13 protein-coding genes and 1 other RNA gene are annotated in these 24,660 nt (G+C 55.6%); 6 read left to right on the top strand and 8 right to left on the bottom strand.

The genetic code is table 11. From position 1 onward, the window contains the following. Window positions 1-565: 565 nt before the first annotated feature. Window positions 566-1,522: an HNH endonuclease gene (locus ACA073_RS09085; RefSeq protein ID WP_497402977.1), complete on the bottom strand. Its 957-nt coding sequence runs from the start codon at window positions 1,520-1,522 to the stop codon at window positions 566-568. Window positions 1,523-1,973: 451 nt separating this feature from the next. Between ACA073_RS09085 and ACA073_RS09080 the strand changes: the two genes are divergently transcribed. After that, window positions 1,974-2,597, top strand: coding sequence for a recombinase family protein (locus ACA073_RS09080; RefSeq protein ID WP_497402976.1), 624 nt, complete (start codon window positions 1,974-1,976; stop codon window positions 2,595-2,597). A gap of 571 nt (window positions 2,598-3,168) precedes the next feature. Here ACA073_RS09080 and ACA073_RS09075 read toward each other — a convergent pair. Then, complete coding sequence (locus ACA073_RS09075) at window positions 3,169-6,531, bottom strand: SIR2 family protein (protein ID WP_497402975.1); 3,363 nt, start codon at window positions 6,529-6,531, stop codon at window positions 3,169-3,171. Window positions 6,532-7,586: 1,055 nt separating this feature from the next. Between ACA073_RS09075 and ACA073_RS09070 the strand changes: the two genes are divergently transcribed. Next, complete coding sequence (locus ACA073_RS09070) at window positions 7,587-7,847, top strand: hypothetical protein (RefSeq protein ID WP_497402974.1); 261 nt, start codon at window positions 7,587-7,589, stop codon at window positions 7,845-7,847. 883 nt (window positions 7,848-8,730) lie between these two features. On the opposite strand, the gene ffs is transcribed toward ACA073_RS09070, so the two are convergent. From ffs to ACA073_RS09040, 6 genes are all read right to left on the bottom strand, one after another. Next, an RNA gene (gene ffs / locus ACA073_RS09065) (signal recognition particle sRNA small type) lies at window positions 8,731-8,827 on the bottom strand. A 202-nt stretch (window positions 8,828-9,029) separates the two neighbouring features. After that, window positions 9,030-10,193 (bottom strand): zinc-binding metallopeptidase family protein, encoded by a 1,164-nt coding sequence (locus tag ACA073_RS09060; protein WP_497402973.1) that lies wholly within the window; start codon window positions 10,191-10,193, stop codon window positions 9,030-9,032. Between the two features lie 174 nt (window positions 10,194-10,367). Continuing rightward, complete coding sequence (ligA, locus tag ACA073_RS09055; protein WP_497402972.1) at window positions 10,368-12,725, bottom strand: NAD-dependent DNA ligase LigA; 2,358 nt, start codon at window positions 12,723-12,725, stop codon at window positions 10,368-10,370. A gap of 156 nt (window positions 12,726-12,881) precedes the next feature. Then, the gene (zipA, locus tag ACA073_RS09050; RefSeq protein WP_497402971.1) at window positions 12,882-13,736 is read right to left on the bottom strand and encodes a cell division protein ZipA; all 855 of its coding nucleotides are present in this window, start codon (window positions 13,734-13,736) and stop codon (window positions 12,882-12,884) included. 258 nt (window positions 13,737-13,994) lie between these two features. Beyond that, complete coding sequence (gene smc / locus ACA073_RS09045; protein ID WP_497402970.1) at window positions 13,995-17,483, bottom strand: chromosome segregation protein SMC; 3,489 nt, start codon at window positions 17,481-17,483, stop codon at window positions 13,995-13,997. 2 nt (window positions 17,484-17,485) lie between these two features. Further along, window positions 17,486-18,145 (bottom strand): GntR family transcriptional regulator, encoded by a 660-nt coding sequence (locus ACA073_RS09040; RefSeq protein WP_497404029.1) that lies wholly within the window; start codon window positions 18,143-18,145, stop codon window positions 17,486-17,488. Window positions 18,146-18,413: 268 nt separating this feature from the next. On the opposite strand from ACA073_RS09040, the gene xdhA reads away from it, so the two are divergent. The 4 genes from xdhA to guaD all read left to right on the top strand — a co-directional run bounded on the left by xdhA (window position 18,414) and on the right by guaD (window position 24,535). Beyond that, complete coding sequence (xdhA, locus tag ACA073_RS09035; protein ID WP_497402969.1) at window positions 18,414-19,868, top strand: xanthine dehydrogenase small subunit; 1,455 nt, start codon at window positions 18,414-18,416, stop codon at window positions 19,866-19,868. Beyond that, the gene (gene xdhB, locus ACA073_RS09030; protein ID WP_497402968.1) at window positions 19,861-22,260 is read left to right on the top strand and encodes a xanthine dehydrogenase molybdopterin binding subunit; all 2,400 of its coding nucleotides are present in this window, start codon (window positions 19,861-19,863) and stop codon (window positions 22,258-22,260) included. The genes xdhA and xdhB overlap by 8 nt, the downstream gene beginning before the upstream one ends. Window positions 22,261-22,376: 116 nt before the next feature. Beyond that, a complete protein-coding gene (gene xdhC, locus ACA073_RS09025; protein ID WP_497402967.1) occupies window positions 22,377-23,222 on the top strand; it encodes a xanthine dehydrogenase accessory protein XdhC in 846 nt (281 codons plus the stop codon). 8 nt (window positions 23,223-23,230) lie between these two features. After that, window positions 23,231-24,535, top strand: a complete 1,305-nt coding sequence (guaD, locus tag ACA073_RS09020) for a guanine deaminase (RefSeq protein WP_497402966.1) — start codon at window positions 23,231-23,233, stop codon at window positions 24,533-24,535. The last annotated feature ends 125 nt before the right edge of the window (window positions 24,536-24,660 follow it).

The following is a 24,660-nucleotide window of genomic DNA, read 5'->3' as shown; positions in this document are numbered from 1 at the left end:
TTTAATACCACGACCTTCGCTGGCCACAGCCTAAAAATCTAAGGACAAGTGACAGGACCATTGTACCAATGCGCCAAAACACGCCATTTATAGGCGTTTTTTATACACAGCCGTATGATATAGCGACCAGACCACATAGCACTGGCCATATGTGCCTTTTTATATTTTAAAACTGAGCCGCTCCATCCTATGACCTAATAAAATAGGGGCATCCTAGAGGACACAATACAACAGATAAAATACTTCCAGCCTTAGTTAAATAAGCAGGATACGAAATAGACCGGACCAGATATATGGAAGCATTGCTGGAAAAGTGAACAAGTAGCTTCGATATGGCTGTTGTCCTGTTCGAGCACTTTGGGCGTAAAGGAATGACCTTGCTTAGTCATCAGACACTTCTCTATGGAGAACATTTTCGCCTAAATGGGTGTCTGAATTCATTAGACCACTACAAATGGATTTGTTTCAAGCAACGGCGGGGATAGCCGGATTGTTTGGCGAATATTTTCGAGCCAGGATACGCGGTGTCTTCACCAGTAATTTCACCCAACAGCGCCTGCGAAGATCAGCTATCCCGCCTTAACTTGAAGACATGCTGCCGGTGATGGCTCAGAAACTGACACTGCTTCTGACTGAAGTGACCGACGTTGATATCGGGCTTGATATGCCAAGCTCTGAGCACTTTGAGAGCCTCATCCGTTACTAGCAATTGCCCATCCTCAGTGAAGCTAACCCACCCCTTGTCGAATAGCCTGTCGATATGAGGTGCTAACAGCAAGCCGTTCTCCCCGTCTAGTCGCTCCTGATCATCCGACACCTTCCAAGGCTTGATGTGGCTTGCAATCAGAAACCGCTCATCTGCAACCCCGGTGACCCTACACCTTCCTTCCACCGACATGACACGCTGACGAAAGACTCCCTGCCCCTGCCTCGCTCTGACCAGTTGATCCTTCTCGGTTGGCTGACGCAGGGAGTCGAGAATCTCTTGCTCTGCCATATCATCTTCAATCTGGTCCGCCAGCTCATCTATCCGGTTGATTACCTCTGGATCTGGTGGGCCAGCCAGGGTTAAAACAAGGCGACCCAGATTGATAGAGATGCTGGCTAGGTAGCAACTTTCATTACCGTTGCCATCTCGACGGATAGGGGAGTACTTGTCGGGCAGCAGTGGCGCAATCTGAGAGATGTAGTCTTTTGGTTTAATCGGCACGGGAAGCATTGTCCATTCAACAGGTACCAGCCACCCGTCGTCCTCTGACCAGTTATCTCCGACCCCTTGCGCGAACTCTTGTGGCTTGCCTTGATCCTGAGCCCTCGCTGTTGCGACACCGATAGCTTTAATGGCGGTGTTGGCATAGGAGACCACCACATCCCCAGGCTGCACATAACTCAGATTCTCGTAAGTCTGATTAAAGCTGCCATTCTTCTTTCGCTTCGGGGACCAAATGTATCCGCCCTCGGTTTCTTCCTTGAATGTCTGCTTGTGATTGACCCACCAGTAAGCACGTCCGTTGCTGATCATTAAACGTCCCTTGTCATTACGAGAATTGAGGAGGCTGAGTGCGCAACGCTACCACTGAAACGGCTCGTATGCGCCATTGGTGAAATCATAACGGAGATGGTCTTGGGAAGGGGGGGGACCGACTACATACTGTCAGAACGGTCCAAAGGGGCTTATGGGGCCCCTTTGTTTTGGGTAGGAACCAATCTAAAAAACAGGCGCTCAAAAATTTCCAGATCACAAAATTTCTGATGGAAAACTCCCCCCAGCCGAGCATGTCAATCAATGTCGTCGGCTTCCATGGGCGACTACCTCGCTACTGGACAAATACTGATGATCTGACGATCAAAGGACTAGACAGGTCTGATAGTCCTGCAACACCCTCCAAGCAACTATCAAATAACTATTGTGGATATCTATATGATTCTATTATCATAGCTCTATCAAACCAAATGCTAAAGGATAGTACGTCATGAACACTCACCTTTATCTGCGTGCCAGTACCAAGGATCAGGACGCCCACCGTGCGAAAGTCGCCTTGGAATCGTTCGCTACTGACAAGGGTTTGCACATTACGGGTGTGTATGCCGAGAACATCAGCGGGACAAAACTCCTTCGTCCTGAACTGATGCGCCTGCTAAACAACGCCGAAAAGGGTGAAGTGTTGCTGGTGGAGTCTGTAGACCGCTTGAGTCGCCTCTCACAACCTGATTGGGATACTCTCAAGTCAACCATTAAGACCAAGGGGCTTCGCCTGGTAGTGGCTGACCTTCCCACGAGTCATATGATGGTTGAGGACAAGGGCATAACCGGCCAAATCATGGAAGTAATCAACAGCATGTTGCTAGACCTGATGGCAACCATGGCACGTCTTGATCAAGAGAAACGTGTGGAGCGCATCAAGCAAGGCCTTGAGAACAAGCGTGCATCTGATCCTGGGTGGAGGCCAGCGGGCAAGGGTAAGAATGAAGCCAAGTGGACAGAGGTACAGTCGTTAATGCGGGAGCATCCAAAAATGTCTGCGGACAAGATCGCCAAGTTAGCCGATTGCGGTGTCGCCACCGTTTACCGCATCAAGAGGGAATTGTCGCTGTAAGCGTCTTCAGCTCATATGAGAGAAGCGCCATGAGTTGCTTTTTCATTTCAGGATATTCGAGAAACAGAATGGTATGCGAGCCTATGGAAAGCCCTACCGGGTTAAGTAGCCCGCTCTATAACGTTACTCTCCATCCGCTTGACAGAATCCCCCCTTTGATATTCGCCCGTTCAATGGCCCGACATTTCTAACCTGCCTGCCATGGCAATTTTGAAAATTTAGGTAGTTGGCCAAAATAAGATAGTGAGCCGGTGAGCAGCAGCCAAACATATCTGGATCCCTGCAAACTACTCTGCCACTCAAGTTCAGCCAGCAGCTAGATAAAACAGAGCTCCCACGCCATCCCTATGCTACTGTAAAAAGCGTCACTGGAAAAAAGTCCGAAGTACTCGCAGCTTGACACGCCCCTCCCTCTGCCGAAGCCTTGGCCAGATTGTATGACGACGAAATCAACGTCACGATCAACACATCAGCGGAGATAAATATCGCGCCCCTGACTTTGCTGCCATACACCTATAACCCGATTGCGGGCGTAACTCCGCCCGCACCAGGTTAGGCCAATTATAAGATATCAATCTGCATTGCCGTGTCTCCGAGACCCTCTACGTTTACGCGACTTTCTGCTGTCTTTGAGGAAGTCAACACCATATGGTTCAATCTGCTGCAACATATTCGTTACAGTCTTCCACTGGTGACTTCCTTCAGTCGCCAAAGCCCATTCTATCTGCGCGACTCTGTCAACCAACTGTTCGTCGGACCACACCTTTCCAGAATGAAAGGCCACGAATATATTACCAAAATATGAAACCTTAGATGAAAACTCCGCAGGAACTTCAGCTCGAATCGTCTCAATATTTTCAGCTGATAATGACGGCAACCAATCACGTCGAGTTATGCCATCACAAGTACCAAACGCCATGTCACAGAGATTTCGCGTCATTAACGTATTATCATCTAACCAAATCCGCAGCAAATCATCTAGAATCTTTATAGCGGGCACCACCGGAGACTTAGAGCGATAACGAGTTAACGCCCAACACCAGATAGCAACATGCACAATACCAGGATGTGCATGATTAAATCTCTCTTCTATAACTGGCATAAACTTTGAAGAGATTCGAACCGGTAAACTTACATTATTCCATAGCAAACCTACATAGGTCATAAGCCCAAGGCATATTTTTTCAGGCGATGTATCTTCAATTAAAGCAATAATTTCTTTTTGACCTACAGCGCTTAACCAGTAAGCGGTTGGCTTTCTAAGTATCGCCAGACCCGCATAACTATTTCTCATCCAAGTTTCGCTCGGCCAATCCATATTTCTATAGAGCAGCCACGATTGATGTAATAACTCTTCACCGTAAGGGCCGCACGCAAGCGCACGCCAGTCATTCTCAGTCCTGCAACCTTTAGCAAAAAATACAATAATGTTTAATGCCTTAGTAATGGTTGGCGATTCAGCTTCAGCCTCCTCAGCAAGGCTTTGTACCAATCTTGACACATCACTTGGTAGTGCAATATTAGTCAGCCAATCAGCTTTACCTGGAAAATCTTTTCCTTCCAGTATTTTTTTCTTTAGAACCAGACTTCTTTTTACTAAAGCAGCAATCAAGGGCTCAGCCTGCTTACCAACCAAAACAGCAGCCATTGGAATAACTTCTTTCCACTCATCTACCGCAAGCTTGTCTGCCAAGGGTTTCAATATTGTGGAGCGCGTATCAAAGCCTTCATAATTACCTTCAGCAATTGCAATTGCTGCCAAATATTCCTGAAAAGTCAAGTGCCTGAATTGGTAGAAAGGAATAGGCATCCCTTTTTCAAACTGATGACCGGCCTCAAGCAATAAGCTTGAACGAAGTTCGACCCTTTTAAGAAACTCGTAAGGAGTATCGCGAGCATAGCGTTTAATTTGCGGCACATTATCTCGAGCATTTTCTAGCAATACAAGTAGCTCTTTCTCCGTTGCGGTCTGCTGCCCAGAACGCATAAGTGCAAGAGCCACATAAGACAATTGCGGAACTGACTCTTTTATACTAAGAGCATCATGCCCTTTTATGTTCCATGTATCGAGCAAAAGTTCGACCGCTCTACCGTACAGGCTTACTCTATCAGGTGGTAAGCGACCTGCCCCATGCTTCACTACAAGCAACATGGTTAGCAGCAGCGGATTTTCAGCAAGCCTTCTTAATGATTCAGTACTGGTCAATTGGTCGCTTAGTGCCGCAGCCTCCTTCATTCCAACCTGCACATTTGTGACCATCAACTGATGCCAGTACTGACATAGCAATTCGATTGCGTATTTACTTAGAGGAGCAACCCTCCATAACTCACAGTATTCCATCAAGCAAGGTGCTACTAGAGAAAAACCAGCCTCCCTACTTGTTACGACAATTCTTATTCCCCTGTAAGTGTCTAAAAAACGCCTTAAATTCTCAACAAATATTGTGCGATCTGCATTGTCGTGAATTTCGTCTAATCCATCGACCAATAGCAGAATCTTCCCTTCTTTCAGTAACGGAACGAGAGCCTTTCCCAGCCCTGCCAAGGATGAATATCCGGTAATGTCCCCTAATTTTTTAAGAAGCGTCATGATTGGTAGCTTTATATGATCTCGCCATTCCCTGCACCGGATCAAAACGGGTGTCAAATCTTCTTTAGGGAGTAAATCCTTACCACGCAAGCGACGCTCTTCACTTGAGTATGCAACTGCAAGGCGTTTTAATAATAGTGATTTTCCGCCCCCAGGAAGAGCAAGAAGAGCCAATCCACGAGTACGACTAAAAACCTCTCCGAACGGTTTGTTTTTTTTATTTTTCTCCTCCCAAGCCGCAAGCTTTTTGTCGCGTTCAGTATCACCCAATGGAATATGCGGAGGACACGCCTGCAAATCCAATGGAACGAACAGCTGCTCTAAGTCAAAACGTTTCCTTGCTGTTTCCATATCAGCTCGAATGCCCTCAATAGCCATCTCGCCGCAGTCTTTTAGGAGAAAACCTCTATACTCATTTAACAAGTCATCATTTTTTCCAGAGTCAGCTTTTTGCTTTCTAATTCTGTGCGCTTTCGGGGTGTTATTTTTAATATCCGTTAGCAATGCCATTAAAAAAGACGGAAGAGCTGCCCGATCATCACCAAATCCAATAGGCTCAACGAAACCATGCCATGATTCATCTCTATTGCGATCAGAACACTGGGAATTAGCGACAACAGCATAATGTTGAAGTGTTGTGGCCTTCATGTTATTGCGTAACCACAGTATTAACGCAGAAAAATTCGGATCAGAAAAAGTATCTCCACAACCAATAAATAGCAATCGCTTGAAGGTACCTAGAGTACGCTGAAAAAGATCTCTAGTTTCGTGATTTATGGTTTTTTCGTAATCCCTAATACCAAGAATGCACGACTCTGGCTCTTGCCAACATCCGTGCAGATGCAAAACGCCCTTTTCATCCCCACGCATCCAACCTGTCGTTCTTCTTAAGTCCGCAACAGAAATAGAGTTAAGACCAGTAACCTCTTCAATCAAGGTATCATAATTTAATGTAGCAATGGGTATGTTTAAGCTCGCAACACACTTAATTACATCAAACATCTGATTGGCTTCGGGCTTTATTTTTTCAAAAAGACTATACATCCATCTCTTATAGAGATCACCTGATGGAGACTCAAGTTTTTTACCCATAAACTCTGCGGCACTTAACAGCTCATCTATATCTGATGAGCCCAATAGGAGACTCCAACGTTCTCGCTGACCCTCCTCAATTTTCCCTTTAGCAACACCATAGCTAAATCCATTTTCTATCAGCCCTCTCCATGAAAGATGAGAGTGGCTCCCGTTGGTTAGAGCTAAGCTAACTCCGGTCCCCACAACCACAACCAACTCGCCCTTTTCAGCAGAGGATTTGACACTTGCGATTTTTTCTAGATCAGACACCAGAGCTCTCCCTGCATATTTTTTGATTGCTCCACCAAACCGCCCTAATCAGCAGGTACGTGGCGCCCTATGATTTGCAGCTATCGACGCCACTAGCGCTACAGCGACACAGACGTAAACCAAGCCATTAGCAATGGGGCCATGCTACTTTTATTTTAGCTTTTCTCCAATATTTAATAGGCAGATAGAGCCCGCAAATAAAGGAAAAACGCCCATAGTCGGCTTGCAGAAATGCAGACAGCCTTCACCGGAATATTTTCCCGCCCACGAGCAACGACCGGCCCCATTAAAAAGAAGGCAAACCTAGGGGTTCGACGCCATGCAGATTGCCCCCCCTCAGACGCAACACACTGCTCATGCCCGACCATCGTCAAAAACTACACCGCAAAAAAACACCTAATCCATGTTTTGCCTACCGACCCACAAAAAAATCAACAAAATAAAACTTAACAATCATTTAAAATTATCGTGAAGCTTATTGAAACCCAAAGGAGGAAACCCCTATAAATTTAAATTCTCCTCTACATCAAGCAATCGGCATTTACACATAATCACCTAAGACAAGGCGATAAGTAAAACCGAAAACTGGATACACCCCGCCAACAAAGTAAATAACTTACTTTGCAACGATCACTAAAGATAGTTAGCTGCCAGTTCCTGTACTTAAAAAACAATTTTATAGTAATGAACTGAAGACTTTCATCCAACCCGCCAATCGTGACACACCAAAGAAACGAAATCTGCTATTACCACGGTGCATTATCCAGACCTTTACGGAAACCAGCTCTTGGAATATGGTCATGACCTACGCTAGGTTCAAGTAGCTGCCTACATATGGCAGGCAGATTTGTGAATGAACTCAAACCGAGCCACGAGCGGCACCCTAAGCCACAGAGACGTACACCGTCACTCCAGCTCATGAACTAGCGCTGTAGGACCATCACCCCAAGGACCATAGCCATGCCAGATAACCCAGAAGCCAAGAGGCATGATCCTCAACCCCTGCTACGCCTTCACTGGCCGTTTCTCCGCTGCCACAGCCTGAGGACATCGCCATGGATTTAAAGGATTTCATCGCCAATAGCCTGACCCAGATTACAGAAGGAATCTTAGCCGCGAACGAAGCGCTGAAGCACACAGACGCAGTGGTGAACCCCACCCAGAATAATACTCACAGCAATGATGGTCCTAAGGGCTTCGCCCGCACACTTGAAGTGGATGACAAATCGTCACTTTCACGGACACGGCTTGTAGAGCGAGTTAATTTTGATGTGGGTGTAACTACTGAGGCTTCCACGAAGGGAATGCAGGGTTGAAGGTTGCAATAACTACCTTCGGGCTCAATGCAGGCGGGAGCTTGAAGGATAAGGCGGGGCAAGAATCGAGAATCCAATTCGCCATCTCTATGGTTTTTCCTTCTAAAAGGATGACACCTGAGACCGGGGAGCAGCTTCAGGAAAACTCACAGCTATCCCCCGAATAATCACAGGTTCGCACTTGAGCATCTGCGGGCTCTTAGCTGGGAGCCTGATATCTCAGGGCTCTGCTTGATCTTGTCCAAGCTAAATCTCTAAGCATGCTCAGATCGGACCTATTTCATCCGAACGACAATATCGACTCGAATCGCGCAGCTAGCCCGGCACCTGGCATTCCCAGTCCCTCAGAACAACGTGGAGTAGCCCATGCACAAGATCCTCCTGCACAGTCCGTTGAAATGGTGTCATGCCGCAGTGATCGGCATTATCTTTGCCTTGGGCGGATGCTCCACGTCAGTGGTCAATTCAAATCCACGGAATGTTGTTGAGTCGCAGTCTCTGAATACACAGGGGGGCACAGAGATTGGCTGATTCTGAATGCCTGAAACACAACCGCTACGCCAAGATGACAATCAAGGGCGGTTACTGGGATCGGAATTACACCTTTGAATGCGTGGAGTGATCAAGTCATTCCTAACTCGTCACACAGGAAGCCACACTTACACTTCAGCATCTTTTCGCGGGAAGGCATCTCTAGCTGACTTACCGCTGCCGACTACATGATCCAATCGTAGAGCGCTCAGTGAGTTGCTGGAGTAGCTATCGCAAGCACGATAATATGCCGCTTATGGTGCACCACTTGGGTGTACTTAAACGCTGTCACACTACAAGATTTTTAACTGACAAATCCTTGAAAAATCAAGGACTTAGAGATAGGTGGCGACCCCACCAGCCACACCCCGGCACACAATGTTCCCGCTGTGGCTGCTTCCTTCCGGATCTGACCAGGTTCACGGGTAATCGTTGCGGGGGGACCGATGGAGTCACCATAACGATGCTCACCTGACGGCGAGCCGCGCCATTGTACCTGTCTGAGACGAAGTTACAACCGTTCGGGCGGATTAAAAAATATGAACTGCTTCAAGGACATGCGGTACGCCTGAAAAGATCGCAGCCTTCGGCAGCTCCTACAGGTGTACACCCATTCATGTAGGAGCTGCCGGAGGCTGCGATCTTTTGATCTTATTGCGCCAACACCTCATCCGCCCTGCCGCCCTCCTGCTGGATCACCAGATGAATGAAGTGCAGCTTGGCGATCACCGCCGGCGGCAAAACGAACGGGTAGAAATCCGGCTGGCCCATGCTGCGCGACAGTTCGTTGAGCATGCCGGCCAGTTCGATCCATGCATTGACGAAGGACAGGAACGCCGCGCCGCCGGGATGCCGCGGATCGTAGAGCGTTGTGGACGGAAATGGCTGGTAGTCGAAATCCATTTCCCGCGCGCTCATGCCGAAGCCGAGGGCAGTGTCCACCGCATCCATCATGTGCAGGTAGTGCGCCCAGGTTTCCGCCCAGTCTTCCCATGGATGCATGGTGGCGTAGGCGCTGACGAACTGTTGCTGCCAGTCGAGCGGTGCGCCTTGTTGGTAATGCCGCTCAAGGGCGTCGGCGTAACTCGCGCGCTCGTCACCGAACAGCCGGCGAAACGGCTCCAGCCACTGGCTGTTGGCGATCAGCCGATCCCAATAATAGTGCCCGACCTCATGACGAAAGTGCCCGAGCAGCGTGCGATACGGTTCGCGCATTTGCACCCGGACCTGCTCGCGGTGGGCGTCGTCGGCTTCTTTGATATCGAGGGTGATCAGGCCGTTGGCATGGCCGGTGGTCGGTGGTTTGCCTTCGAGGTCTATGCCGATGAAATCGAAGGCCAGTCCGGTCTCTTCGTCCACGGTTTTGGGAATGACCTGCAACCCCAGGCTGACCAACTGCGCGACCAGGCGACGCTTGGCGGTCTCGACCTTGTGCCAGCGTTCGTGATTCTCGGGAATCGACAAATCGGGAATGGTGCGATTCAGGCTACAGGCGATACACAACGCATCATGGTCGTTGGCTGGCAACAGCCAGTTGCACGCGGCAGGGGAATCGAGATTGGCGCAGCGGCGGAACACACCGGCGTCGGGATCGGCGTCGAGAATCCAGGTGTCCGCCTGCAAGCCGGGCTGCAGCGAAGACAAACGACTGTGTTCAGGCTGATAACCCAGCACCGCCGAACAGGCCAGGCACTGGCTGTTTCGAAAGAACAGCGACTGCCCACAGCGGCACTGCCAGACCTTGCTGTTGCGCGAACGCTCGCCGATGAAGGGCGCGGCAATGCGCGAGCTGAGCTGTTCGAAGAAGCGGTACATGGCGGTCTCTCCCTTGGGCTTGCCAAGACTAGATCATGATCGCCTGACGATCGTTCCCGCTTTTTTGCGCAACGGCAAAAATTGCCTTCGCGAGCAAGCCCGCTCCCACATTTAACCGTATTCCATCTGGAGGAACTCGGTCGAATGTGGGAGCGGGCTTGCTCGCGAATGGCATCACACGGAAATACCGTGCGTGCTCAGAAACGCCACAAACGCCTCTTCATCCAGCACCTTCAACCCCAGCTCATTGGCCTTGGCCAACTTCGAACCGGCACCCGGCCCGGCCACCACGCAATGAGTCTTGGCCGACACCGATCCGGCCACCTTGGAGCCGAGGCTTTCCAGCTTGTCCTTGGCGACGTCGCGGCTCATCAATTCCAGCGAGCCGGTCAGCACCCAGGTCTGCCCGGCCAGCGGCAGTCCTTCGACGACCTTCTTCTCGCTCTGCCAATGCATGCCGAAATCACGCAGCTGCTTTTCAGCGGCCTCAGCGATCTGCCGATTTTCTACAATCGCAAAAAACTCGCGGACCGAATTGGCCTGCTTCTCCGGCAGCGCCTGACGCATGTCCAGCCAGTCAGCGCCGAACACGCCTTCCAGCGAACCGAACTTCTCCGCCAGTTTCTGCGCGCCACCCGGCCCGACCGAAGGAATGTGCAACTTGTCGAGAAAACCGCCCAGCGTGGTGCTCGCCGCAAACTCGGCGCCCAGGTCGCCCTGATCCTGAATCTGCAGGCCATGCTTGAGCAGATCCGCGATCACCTGTTGGTTATGCGCATCTTCAAAGAAGCTGTGAATCTCGTGAGCCACTTCCAGACCGACGTCCGGCAAGTACGTGAGCACGTGCGGCAATGCTTGCTGAACCCGCTCCAGCGAACCGAGCGAGCGCGCCAGGACCTTGGCCGTCTCCTCGCCGACATCGGGAATGCCGAGGGCGTAGATAAACCGGGCAAGGCCTGGTTTCTTGCTGTCTTCGATAGCGCTGAGTAACTTCTTGCTCGACAGCTCGGCAAACCCTTCCAGATCGACAATGTCGTCAAACTTCAGGGCATACAGATCGGCCGGAGAACTCACCAGGCCTTCATCGACCAGTTGCTCGACGCTTTTATCGCCCAGCCCCTCAATGTCCATCGCACGACGCGAGACAAAGTGAATGATTGCCTGCTTGAGCTGCGCGCCGCAGGCCAGACGGCCGACGCAGCGATACACCGCGCCTTCGCTGACGGTTTCGCGACCCTTGCTGCGCTTGACCAGTTGCGTGCGTTCGACATGGGAACCGCAGACCGGGCATTGCTCGGGAATCTGCACGGCCCGCGCATTTTCCGGACGGCGCTCCAGAACCACTTGCACCACTTGCGGAATCACGTCGCCCGCGCGGCGGATGATCACGGTGTCGCCGATCATCAGGCCCAGACGCGCAACTTCATCCATGTTGTGCAACGTCGCATTGGCCACGGTGACGCCCGCCACCTTGACCGGTTTCAAGCGCGCCACGGGGGTTACTGCACCGGTACGGCCGACCTGGAATTCCACGTCGAGCAACTCGGTGAGTTCTTCCATGGCCGGGAATTTATGAGCAATCGCCCAGCGCGGCTCGCGAGCACGGAAACCCAGTTCACGCTGAGAGGCGATGTTGTTGACCTTGAACACCACGCCGTCGATTTCATAGGCCAGCCCGTTGCGGCGCTCACCGATGTCGCGGTAGTAATCCAGGCACTCATCAATACCGTGCGCCAGTTTCAGCTCGCGACTGATGGGCATGCCCCATGCCTGAAGCTGCTTCAGATTGCCGATGTGCGTGTCGGCAATGTCCGCCGACACCTGGCCGATGCCGTAGCAGCAGAACTCCAGCGGACGGTTGGCGGTGATCTTCGAATCCAGCTGCCGCAAACTGCCTGCCGCCGCGTTGCGCGGATTGGCGAACGTCTTGCCGCCGACTTCCAGTTGCGTAGCGTTGAGGCGTTCGAAACCGGCCTTGGACATAAACACTTCGCCGCGCACTTCGAGGGTCGCCGGCCAGCCGCTGCCTTGCAGCTTGAGCGGAATGTTGCGCACGGTGCGCACGTTGACGCTGATGTCTTCGCCAGTGGTGCCATCGCCGCGGGTCGCACCGCGCACCAGCACACCGTCCTGGTAAAGCAGGCTGACCGCCAGGCCATCGAGCTTTGGTTCGCAGCTGTATTCCACCGCCGCACCGCCGCCAAACAAATCGCCGGCCGGCAGATCAAGACCTTCCGTCACACGGCGATCGAACTCGCGCATGTCGCTCTCTTCAAAGGCGTTGCCGAGGCTGAGCATCGGCACTTCGTGACGCACCTGAGTGAATGCCGACAGCGCCGCGCTGCCGACGCGCTGGGTCGGCGAGTCGCTGGTGATGAGGTCAGGGTTGGCCGCTTCAAGGGCCTTTAGCTCATGGAACAACCGGTCGTATTCGGCGTCCGGAATGCTCGGCTCGTCCATCACGTGGTAGCGATAGTTGTGCTGATCCAGCTCAGCGCGTAGCTCTAGAATGCGGGTTTTGGCGGCGGTCATGGGTGTTCTCTCATAAAGCAAAAGAGCAGCCGAGGCTGCTCTATCTCATTTCCTTCAGATCAAGAGATCGCAGCCTCGTTTCACTCGACAGCTCCTACAGCACATCGCGATACCTGTAGGAGCTGTCGAGTGAAACGAGGCTGCGATCTTTTGCCTTTATCGCTTCTGGGTCAGTGCGCGACGTTCAAACTCAACAATACGCTGACGGTAATGCTCGATCGTCTGGGCGGTCAGCACGCTGCGCTGGTCGTCCTTCAATTCGCCGTTCAACTCCTGGGACAGCTTGCGCGCCGCAGCCACCATCACGTCGAAGGCCTGCTTCGGATGACGCGGGCCTGGCAGACCGAGGAAGAAGCTCACGGCCGGCGTGCTGAAGTGGTCGATGTCGTCCAGATCGAAGATGCCCGGCTTGACCGCATTGGCCATGGAGAACAGGACTTCGCCATTGCCGGCCATGCTTTCGTGGCGGTGGAAAATGTCCATCTCGCCGAAGCGCAGACCGCTTTCCAGAATGTTCTGCAACAGCGCCGGGCCTTTGAAGCCGGCGGCGTCGCGGCAGATCACGCTGATCACCAGCACTTCTTCGGCTTGCGGTTGTTCCTTGTCGCTGACCGACGGCGAGGACTTGGTGTCATCCGGGAAATCGTCGTCACGGCTGCTGAAACTCGGGCCGCCGTCCAGGTCCAGGCTGAGGTTCATATCACCTTGCGACGGTTCGCCATGGCCACGCTTGCCGCGTTTGGAACCCGACTCACGGGGTTCACGGGCTGGCATGCTCACCGACGGCAGATCGTGCTCGTCCAGATGCGGCTCTTTGTGGGTATCCAGGACGCGGGGCGGGCCCAACAGCTCGGCGCCGGTGTCCTCGTCCGGCAAATTGGACAGACTCCGGTCAAGACGGAATTTCAGTTTTCCCTTGCCGCCGCGCATGCGGCGCCAGCCATCGAAAAGAATACCGGCAATGACAATAATGCCGATGACGATCAGCCACTCGCGCAGACCGATTTCCATGTAATCCCGTGCCTCTATAAAAAATGCTGAAAAATAAGGGGTTTACAGCTTGTAAACCGCTTTAAAACGTGGCGCCAACTCTATGTTCTGACAGGCGTTTTGCCCACGTATACGAAAATTTGACATTAAACTAGCACGACCAAAGGCAACTTTACACCGTCTGTCACAGTGGCTTGCGCGAATATGTCGATTGGCCAGCAAGTAGAGGGAGGTAAATATGTCCTACAGACAAAAAACACCTGCCCTTCAAGCGCTGACTCAGGCATCCACCATCGCCATGGCCTCCTCGACATCCACCGCCACCAGACGCGAGCACCCCGGCTCGTGCATCGTCACCCCCATCAATTGATCGGCCATTTCCATGGCGATCTTGTTGTGGGTGATATAGATGAACTGCACCGTCTGCGACATCTCTTTCACCAGCCGGGCGTAGCGTCCAACGTTAGCGTCATCCAGTGGCGCATCAACTTCATCGAGCATGCAGAACGGCGCCGGATTCAACTTGAAGATCGCAAAAACCAGGGCCAATGCCGTCAGGGCTTTTTCGCCGCCGGAGAGCAAATGGATGGTGCTGTTCTTCTTTCCGGGCGGCTGCGCCATGATCGTCACCCCTGTATCGAGTAGATCTTCGCCCGTCAGTTCCAAATACGCGCGACCTCCACCGAAAACTTTTGGGAAAAGCGCCTGTAAACCGCCATTGATCTGATCAAAGGTATCTTTGAAGCGGTTGCGGGTTTCCTTGTCGATCTTGCGAATCACGTTCTCGAGCGTGTCCAGCGCTTCCACCAGATCATCGTTCTGCGCATCCAGATAACGTTTACGCTCGGATTGTTGCTGGTATTCGTCGATGGCCGCGAGGTTGATCGCGCCGAGGCGCTGAATCCGCGCGGCAATGCGTTCGAGTTCTTCTTCGGCGTCCTTCTCGTTGGCCTCGGCCACCAGCGTGGCGAGTACGCCGTGCAGGTCGTAACCGTCTTCCAGCAACTGATCTTCCAGGGTCTTGCGGCGCACGGTCAGGGCTTGCCATTCCATGCGTTGCGTTTCCATCTGGCCACGAATCAACTGCGATTGCTGTTCGGCCTGATTGCGGCGCTTCTCGGCGTCACGCAGTTCACGGTCGGCGTCTTCAAGGGCAATCTGTGCGGTCTTGAGTTCTTCGTCGACGGTCATGCGCTTGTCGAGCAACTCTTCGAGCTTCAGGCGCAATTCTTCCAGCGGCGCCTCGCCCTCCTCCAGATTGAGGCTCAGCTGTTCGCGTTTCTCGGTCAGACGCTCGGCCTGCATTTCCAGCCGTTCCAGCGCCTGACGCGTCGAGTCGTGTTGCGCCTTGAGCGACCCCAGACGCACCGCCAATTGATGCGCGTGATCCTTGTGTTGCCGGGCTTCCTGACGCACGCGATCCAGTCGCTCGCGCAGACTGTCGCGCTGGGCCAGCAGCAACTCCCGCTGCTCGGTGTCCAGCGCCATGGCGTCCAGAGCGTCCTGCAATTGCAGACGCGCTTCACCGATGTTTTCGTGCTCCAGCGCACGTTGTTCGGCCAGTTCGGTGAGTTCTTCATCGAGCCGGGTGCGACGCAACGTCAACTGTTCAACCTTGGCTTTGCCGGCGGACAACTGGGCTTTCAACTCACCTTGCTGACGCGCTTCGTCTTGCAGCAAACGGCGCAAATGTTCGCGACCGTTTTCCTGCTGACGCTGCTGCGCCCGGAGATTTTGAAGTTGGGTTTCGAGGGTTTCGACCGTGGCTTCACGCTCTTCACGCTCGATGCTCAGCCGCTGGATTTCCTGACCGCGAGCGAGCACACCGCTTTCCGCTTCGCTGGCCCGGCGCACCCGTAAAAAGTGCCGACCGACCCAGTAACCGTCGCGGCTGATCAAGCTCTGGCCGGCGCTCAACTGACCGCGCAGGACCAAGGCCTGCTCGAGGCTATCAACCGGCTTGACCTGCCCCAGCCACGACGACAGATCGATCTGCGCCTCGACCTTGTCGAGCAGGCTGCCGGGCACGCGCACGCCATCGCTGGCGGGGCTGAGCAATCGCAAGTCGCCCTGGGCAAAACCGGCCAGATCGAAATCGCCGAAATCATCCACCAGCACTGCTTGCAGATCGGCACCGAGCACGGTTTCCACCGCCAATTCCCAACCGGCTTCCACTTTCAGGCCTTCGGCCAGTCGCGGGCGGTCGGCCAAGTGTTGTTCGCGCAGCCATTCAGCGGTGCCGGTGCCCGGATCGAGTGCGGCTTGCTGCAAGGCTTCCAGCGAGGCGAGGCGCCCGTTGAGGCGCTGCAAATCACCCTGCGCCTGTTGCTGTGCCGACAGTGCTTGCTGCAATTCCTGACGCAACTGCTCGAGGCGTTCGACCTGCGCTTCCTCGCTGGCCTGCAAATCTTCCAGCGTCGCTTCGCTAGCGGCAAGTTGCTCGCTGAGTTCCATGATTGCCGCATCTTCCGGGTCCGCCGAGAGCAACGCTCGCTCTTCGCCAAGACGCTTCTGGCGATCCGCCAAACGCTCCATGCTGGTTTCCAGCTGCTGAATGCGCGACTGCTGGACTTCGGATTGGCGACGCGGCTCGGCAGCGGTCAGGTTGAACGTGTCCCACTGCTCCTGCCAGCCGTGCATGGTGGTTTCGGATTCTTCCAGCGCGGCGGCGGCTTCTTCGGCAGCGGCGCTGGTGACTTCCTGCTCCGGCGTGAGCATGTCCAGCTCTTCGCCGAGGGTCAGCAGCAACGTGCGGTCGTGCCCCAAATGCGATTCGGTTTCCAGACGTGCGCGTTCGGCTTCTTTCAGATCGTCCTGCAACTGACGCAGACGTTGCTGACCGTGCTGGATGCTCTGCTCGACCCGGGCGATGTCGCCGCCGACCGAATAGAAGCGCCCCTGCACCAGATTGAAGCGCTCCGACAGGTCATGGTGCCCGTCCCGCAAGCGTTCGATGCTCGCGTCGGCGTTGCGTTGCTCGGCCACCAACGCTTCGAACGTGACTTCCTGATTGCCGATGACCGCTTCGCGCTGACCCACCTGTTCGTTCAACGCCTGCCAGCGCAGCGCTGACAGTTGCGCCTTGAGCTGCCGCTCCTCGCCCTTGTATTCCTGATACTTCTTGGCCGACTCGGCCTGGCGGTGCAAGCGCTCAAGCTGACGCGCAAGCTCTTCGCGCAGGTCCGTCAGGCGTTCCAGGTTTTCGTGGGTGCGACGGATGCGGTTTTCGGTCTCGCGCCGGCGCTCCTTGTACTTGGAGATGCCCGCCGCTTCTTCAATAAAGTTGCGCAAGTCTTCGGGCTTGGACTCGATTAGCTTGGAGATCATCCCCTGCTCGATGATCGAGTAGCTGCGCGGGCCGAGGCCTGTGCCGAGGAAGATGTCGGTGATATCGCGGCGGCGGCATTTGGTGCCGTTGAGGTAATAAGTGGTCTGGCTGTCGCGGGTCACTTTGCGGCGAATGGAGATTTCCGCATAAGCGGCGTATTCGCCGAGCAGGGTGCCGTCGGTGTTGTCGAACACCAGCTCGATGCTGGCCTGGCTCACGGGTTTGCGACTGGTCGAACCGTTGAAGATGACGTCGGTCATCGACTCGCCGCGCAGGTTCTTGGCCGAGCTCTCGCCCATCACCCAGCGTACGGCGTCGATGATGTTCGACTTGCCGCAACCATTGGGCCCGACCACCGCCGCCATGTTACTGGGGAAGTTCACCGTGGTCGGATCGACGAAGGATTTGAACCCCGCCAGTTTGATGCACTTGAGCCGCACGCTTAAGCGTCCGTCAGGGCAGAGACCACCAGATCGCAACTGCGCTGGGCGTACGCCGTCAGCACTTCGCGGATCTGCGGAAAATCACGGGCCAGCACGGCCGCGAGCAAGCGCTCGAACAGCTCGAGGAACTCGCTCATCGAGGCCTTGCGCTGCTCAAGGGCGAGAAAATACGCGCGGCTCATGGCCGGCTGCAGGTTCTCGACGGTCTCCTGCAAGTACGGGTTATTGGCAAACGGATACGCGGCGCGCATCACATTGAAGCTGTCGTCGACGAAGGTGCGGATGTCCTGCCGCTCGTAACTGGCGGTGAGGCGCTGCTGGATCTGCACGAACGGCGCCATGTCGGCCTGGACTTGCCAGCCCTTGGCCACTGCGTTGCCGAGCAGGATGTACAGCTCGCTCATCAGCGTGCACAGGCTCTGCACCTTGTGGGCGGTGAGTTCGGTTACGTGGGCGCCGCGTCGCGGCAGGATCGCGATCAGGTGGCGCCGCTCGAGGATCAGCAAGGCTTCGCGGACCGAACCGCGGCTGACATTGAGGGCCAGCGTGACTTTCTGTTCCTGGATGCGCTCCCCAGGCTTCATTTCGCCACGAATGATGCGTTCGGCGAGGTGGTGAGCAATTTGCTCGGCGAGGCTGTCCGGCGCCTTGAACGTCATGGTTGTCCCTTCAAACTCTTCGATCTGCACAAGCGGCGCAGTGTAGCGCACATAAAGGGTCATGGCGGAGTGCCCACTCGGTGGTTTTTGGCACGATTCCAGCAAAAAAGCAGGCAATCCCGCGAGGGTCAATAATGAAGGAACAGGTTGTTAATCGACAAAACGCTATTTCCTGACCTTTAAGTCAGAAAATCATTGACCCGAAAGTCAGACCTGATAAATTCGGTCCCAGTCGGTTAACAACAATAATGAGTCTGCGAGGCCTTCCGTGATCCAGTTTTTACTAAACCAGGAACTCCGTAGCGAGCACGCCCTGGACCCGAACCTGACCGTGCTCAACTATCTGCGCGACCATGTGGGCAAACCCGGCACCAAAGAAGGCTGCGCCAGCGGTGACTGTGGCGCGTGCACCGTGGTGGTCGGCGAGTTGCAAACGGATGACGATGGCCGCGAACACATTCGCTATCGCAGCCTCAACTCGTGCCTGACGTTCGTTTCGTCGCTGCACGGCAAACAACTGATCAGCGTCGAAGACCTCAAGCACAAAGGCGAACTGCACAGCGTGCAGAAAGCCATGGTCGAGTGCCACGGCTCGCAGTGCGGTTTCTGCACCCCCGGTTTTGTGATGTCGCTGTTTGCACTGCAAAAGAACAGTGATCAACCGGACTCGCATAAAGCGCACGAAGCGCTGGCCGGCAACCTCTGTCGTTGCACCGGCTATCGGCCGATCCTCGCCGCCGCCGAGCAATCCTGCTGCGGCCAGCAACCGGACCAGTTCGATGCTCGCGAAACCGAGACCATCGCGCGCCTGAAGGCCATTGCCCCTACCGATATCGGTGAACTCAACAGTGGTGACAAGCGCTGCCTGGTGCCGCTGACCGTGGCCGATCTGGCCGACCTCTACGATGCGTATCCGCAAGCCCGTCTGCTGGCCGGCGGTACGGACCTGGCGCTGGACGTCACCCAGTTCCACCGCACGCTGCCAGTGATGATTTACGTCGGCAACGTCGCCGAGATGAAGCGCATCGAACGCTTCGATGATCGTCTGGAAATCGGTGCCGCCACCGCCCTCTCCGACTGCTATGAAGCCTTGAAGGCCGAGTACCCGGATTTCGGCGAATTGCTGCAACGCTTTGCGTCCTTGCAGATCCGCAACCAGGGCACCCTCGGCGGCAACATCGGCAACGCCTCGCCGATTGGTGACTCGCCACCGCTGCTGATCGCTCTGGGCGCGCAGATCGTTTTGTGCAAGGGCGAAACCCGCCGCACCATGGCCCTGGAAGATTACTTCATCGACTACCGCGTCACGGCTCGTCAGGAAAGCGAGTTCATCGAGAAGATCATCGTGCCGCGCGCCAGTGCCGAACAACTGTTCCGTGCGTACAAGGTTTCCAAGCGTTTGGACGATGATATTTCCGCGGTGTGCGCGGCGTTCAACCTGCGCATCGAAAACGGTGTGATTGCTGATGCCCGCGTGGCGTTTGGCGGCATGGCTGCCATCCCGAAACGCGCCGCCCATTGCGAAGCCGTGTTACTCGGTTCACCGTTCAACAACGCCACCGTCGAACGCGCCTGCGCCGCCCTGGCCGAAGATTTCACGCCGCTCTCGGACTTCCGCGCCAGCAAGGAATACCGCCTGCTCAGCGCGCAGAATTTGCTGCGCAAATACTTCATCGAATTGCAAACGCCGCACATCGAGACTCGGGTGACCGCTTATGTCTAACCATCACGCCGTAGAGAAGACCCAGGCCGAACTGGCTGAACTGTTCGCCAAGGACCTGACCACCGGTGTCGGCCGCAGCGTCAAGCACGACAGCGCCGCCAAGCATGTGTCCGGTGAAGCGCAGTACATCGACGACCGTCTGGAATTTCCCAATCAGCTGCACGTTTACGCCCGGCTGTCGGACCGCGCCCACGCGAAAATCATCAGCATCGACACCAAGCCCTGCTACGCCTTTGAAGGCGTGCGCATCGCCATCACCCACGAAGACGTGCCAGGGTTGAAAGACATCGGTCCGTTGCTGCCGGGTGATCCATTGCTGGCCATCGATGATGTGCAATTCGTCGGTCAACCGGTGCTCGCCGTCGCCGCAAAAGATCTGGAAACCGCACGCAAAGCCGCCATGGCCGCGATCATCGAGTACGAAGATCTGGAGCCGGTGCTGGACGTGGTCGAAGCCCTGCGCAAGCGCCACTTTGTGCTCGACAGCCACACGCATCAGCGTGGTGATTCGGCCGGTGCCTTGGCCACCGCTGAGCATCGTATTCAAGGCACGCTGCACATCGGCGGTCAGGAACACTTCTACCTCGAAACCCAGATCTCTTCGGTGATGCCGACTGAAGATGGCGGGATGATCGTTTACTGCTCGACCCAGAACCCCACCGAAGTGCAGAAACTGGTGGCCGAGGTTCTGGACGTTTCGATGAACAAAATCGTCGTCGACATGCGCCGCATGGGCGGTGGTTTCGGCGGCAAGGAAACCCAGGCTGCGAGTCCGGCATGCTTGTGCGCCGTCATCGCGCATATCACCGGCCAGCCGACCAAGATGCGCCTGCCGCGCGTCGAAGACATGCTGATGACCGGCAAGCGTCACCCGTTCTACGTCGAGTACGACGTCGGCTTCGACAGCACCGGTCGCCTGCACGGCATCGCGCTGGAACTGGCCGGTAACTGCGGTTGCTCGCCGGACTTGTCGGCGTCGATTGTCGACCGCGCGATGTTCCATGCCGACAACTCGTACTACCTGGGCGATGCGACCATCAATGGTCACCGCTGCAAGACCAACACCGCGTCGAACACCGCTTACCGTGGGTTCGGTGGTCCGCAAGGGATGGTTGCGATCGAAGAAGTGATGGACGCGATTGCCCGGCATCTGGCCCTCGATCCGCTGGCGGTGCGCAAGGCCAACTACTACGGCAAGACCGAGCGCAACGTCACCCATTACTACCAGACCGTCGAGCACAACATGCTCGAGGAAATGACCGCCGAACTGGAAGAAAGCAGCCAGTACGCCGAGCGCCGCGAAGCGATTCGTCGCTACAACGCCAACAGCCCGATCCTGAAAAAAGGCCTGGCACTGACCCCGGTGAAATTCGGTATTTCGTTCACCGCCAGTTTCCTTAATCAGGCCGGTGCGCTGGTCCACGTCTACACCGACGGCAGCATCCACCTGAACCATGGCGGCACGGAGATGGGCCAAGGCCTGAACACCAAAGTCGCGCAGGTCGTGGCTGAAGTGTTCCAGGTGGAAATGGACCGCGTGCAGATCACCGCGACCAACACCGACAAGGTGCCCAACACCTCGCCGACCGCAGCGTCCAGCGGCGCCGACCTGAACGGTAAAGCCGCACAGAACGCGGCTGAAATCATCAAGCAGCGCCTGGTGGAATTTGCCGCTCGGCAATACAAAGTCAGCGAAGAAGATGTGGAGTTCCACAACGGCCACGTGCGGGTTCGCGATCACATCCTGACCTTCGAAGCACTGATCCAGCAGGCGTATTTCGCGCAGGTTTCGCTGTCGAGCACCGGGTTCTACAAGACCCCGAAAATCTTCTACGACCGTAGCCAGGCACGGGGTCGGCCGTTCTACTACTACGCGTTCGGTGCGGCGTGCTGCGAAGTGATCATCGACACCCTGACCGGCGAATACAAAATGCTGCGCACCGACATCCTCCACGACGTCGGCGCCTCGCTGAACCCGGCCATCGACATCGGCCAGGTCGAGGGCGGTTTCATCCAGGGCATGGGCTGGCTGACCATGGAAGAACTGGTGTGGAACAACAAGGGCAAACTCATGACCAACGGCCCGGCGAGCTACAAGATTCCCGCGGTGGCGGACATGCCGCTGGACCTGCGGGTGAAGCTGGTGGAGAACCGCAAGAATCCCGAAGACACGGTGTTCCACTCCAAGGCTGTGGGCGAACCACCGTTCATGCTCGGCATCGCGTCGTGGTGTGCGATCAAGGACGCGGTGGCGAGTCTGGGCGATTACAGGCATCAACCGAAAATCGATGCACCGGCGACGCCGGAGCGGGTGTTGTGGGGGTGTGAGCAGATGCGGCAGTTGAAGGCGGCCAAGGCCGTTGAAACCGAAACCGAGTTGGCTTCGCTCTAAACCGAGGCGCTCCCTTCGCGAGCAAGCCCGCTCCCACATTTGGAATGCACTCCCCTGTGGGAGCGGGCTTGCTCGCGAAGACGGCCGAACAGACAACACAGATGTCGAGGTGAAACATGTACAACTGGATCGACGCCCTCGCCGACCTGCAAAACCGCGGTGAACCCTGCGTGTTGGTGACCATCATCGAAGAGCTCGGCTCGACGCCGCGCAATGCTGGCTCGAAGATGGTCATCAGCGCCAGCCAGACCTTCGACACCATCGGTGGCGGGCATCTGGAATACAAGGCCATGCAGATCGGCCGCGAAATGCTGGCCAGCGGCAAACAGGACACGCACCTGGAGCGCTTCAGCCTCGGTGCCAGCCTCGGTCAATGCTGCGGCGGCGTGACCGTGTTGCTGTTCGAACCGATGGGCCAGGTTCAGGCGCAGATTGCCGTGTTCGGCGCCGGCCATGTCGGTCGGGCATTGGTGCCGTTGCTCGCCAGCCTGCCCTGCCGGGTGCGCTGGATCGATTCGCGGGAAGCGGAATTCCCTGAACAGATCCCCTATGGCGTACGCAAAATCGTCGCCGAAGAACCGGTGGACGAAATCGACGACCTGCCCGCCGGCAGTTACTGCATCGTCATGACCCACAATCATCAGCTCGACCTTGAACTCACCGCTGCGATCCTCAAACGCAACGACTTCGCTTACTTCGGCCTGATCGGCTCGAAGACCAAACGGGTGAAGTTCGAACACCGTCTGCGCGACCGCGGTTTTGACAGCAGCGTGCTGCAACGCATGCGCTGCCCGATGGGCCTCGGCGAAGTCAAAGGCAAGTTGCCTGTGGAAATCGCCATCTCCATCGCCGGCGAGATCATCGCCACCTATAACGCGAATTTCGGCCAGCACACCGCCAGCGCCGGATCATCGATTGCCAAACTGCTGCCTGCTTCACGCCGCAGCCAGGCCTCCCACTGAGAACGCCCATGCCTCTGACTCGCAAAGCCTACCGCGCCGCCATCCTGCACAGCATCGCCGACCCCGCCGAAGTGGGCATCGAAGCGTCCTATGAGTATTTCGAAGATGGTTTGCTGGTGGTCGATAACGGCCAGATCAGCGCCCTCGGTCACGCCAGCGAATTGCTGCCGACCCTGCCGGCCGATATCGAGATCACTCATTATCAGGACGCGCTGATCACCCCCGGCTTCATCGATACCCACATCCACCTGCCGCAAACCGGCATGGTCGGCGCCTACGGCGAGCAGTTGCTGGACTGGCTCAACACCTACACCTTCCCATGTGAAAGCCAGTTCGCCGACAAGGCCCATGCCGACGAAGTCGCGGACATTTTCATCAAGGAACTGCTGCGCAACGGCACCACCACCGCGCTGGTGTTCGGCAGCGTGCACCCGCAATCGGTGAACTCGTTCTTCGAGGCCGCCGAACAGCTGGACCTGCGAATGATCGCCGGCAAGGTGATGATGGACCGCAACGCGCCGGACTACCTGACCGACACCGCCGAATCCAGCTACGTCGAAAGCAAGGCGTTGATCGAGCGCTGGCACGGCAAAGGTCGCTTGCACTACGCCGTCACTCCGCGCTTTGCGCCGACCAGCACCCCGGAACAACTGACCCTCGCCGGCCAGTTGCTCAGTGAATATCCGGATCTGTACATGCAGACCCACATCAGCGAAAACCTCAAGGAAGTCGAGTGGGTCAAGGCACTGTTCCCGGAGCGCAAGGGCTACCTCGACGTTTACGATCACTACCAGTTGCTGGGCGAGCGCTCGGTGTTCGCCCACGGCGTGCACCTGTGCGACGACGAATGCGCGCGCCTGGCGGAGACCGGTTCGGCGATTGCCTTCTGCCCGACCTCGAACTTCTTCCTCGGCAGCGGCCTGTTCAATTTGCCGATGGCCGAGAAGCACAAGCTGAATGTCGGTCTGGGCACGGACGTTGGCGGCGGCACCAGTTTTTCGCTGCTACAGACGTTGAACGAGGCGTACAAAGTCATGCAGCTGCAAGGCGCGCGACTGAGCCCGTTCAAATCGTTGTACCTGGCGACCCTCGGCGGTGCGCGTGCACTGCGCCTGGAAGACAAGATCGGCACGCTGAAACCGGGCACCGATGCAGACTTCCTGGTGCTGGATTACAACGCTACGCCGTTGCTGAGCTATCGCTTGAAGCAGGCGAACAACATTGCCGAGACGTTGTTTGTGTTGATGACGCTGGGGGATGACCGGACGGTGTTGCAGACGTATGCGGCGGGGAGTCAGGTGCATCAGCGGTAAGGTTTTTCGGGCATAAAAAATCCCCCGTCGCTTTTCAGGCCGGGGGATTTTTGTTGTCTGTCAGATTGCCTTCGCGAGCAAGCCCGCTCCCACAGTTGATCTCTGGTGGACACAGGATTTGCATT

Source organism: Pseudomonas sp. LBUM1670 (assembly GCF_059695695.1).
The sequence above is the reverse complement of the archived record's forward strand: the minus strand, read 5'-3'. Positions and strand labels throughout refer to the sequence as shown.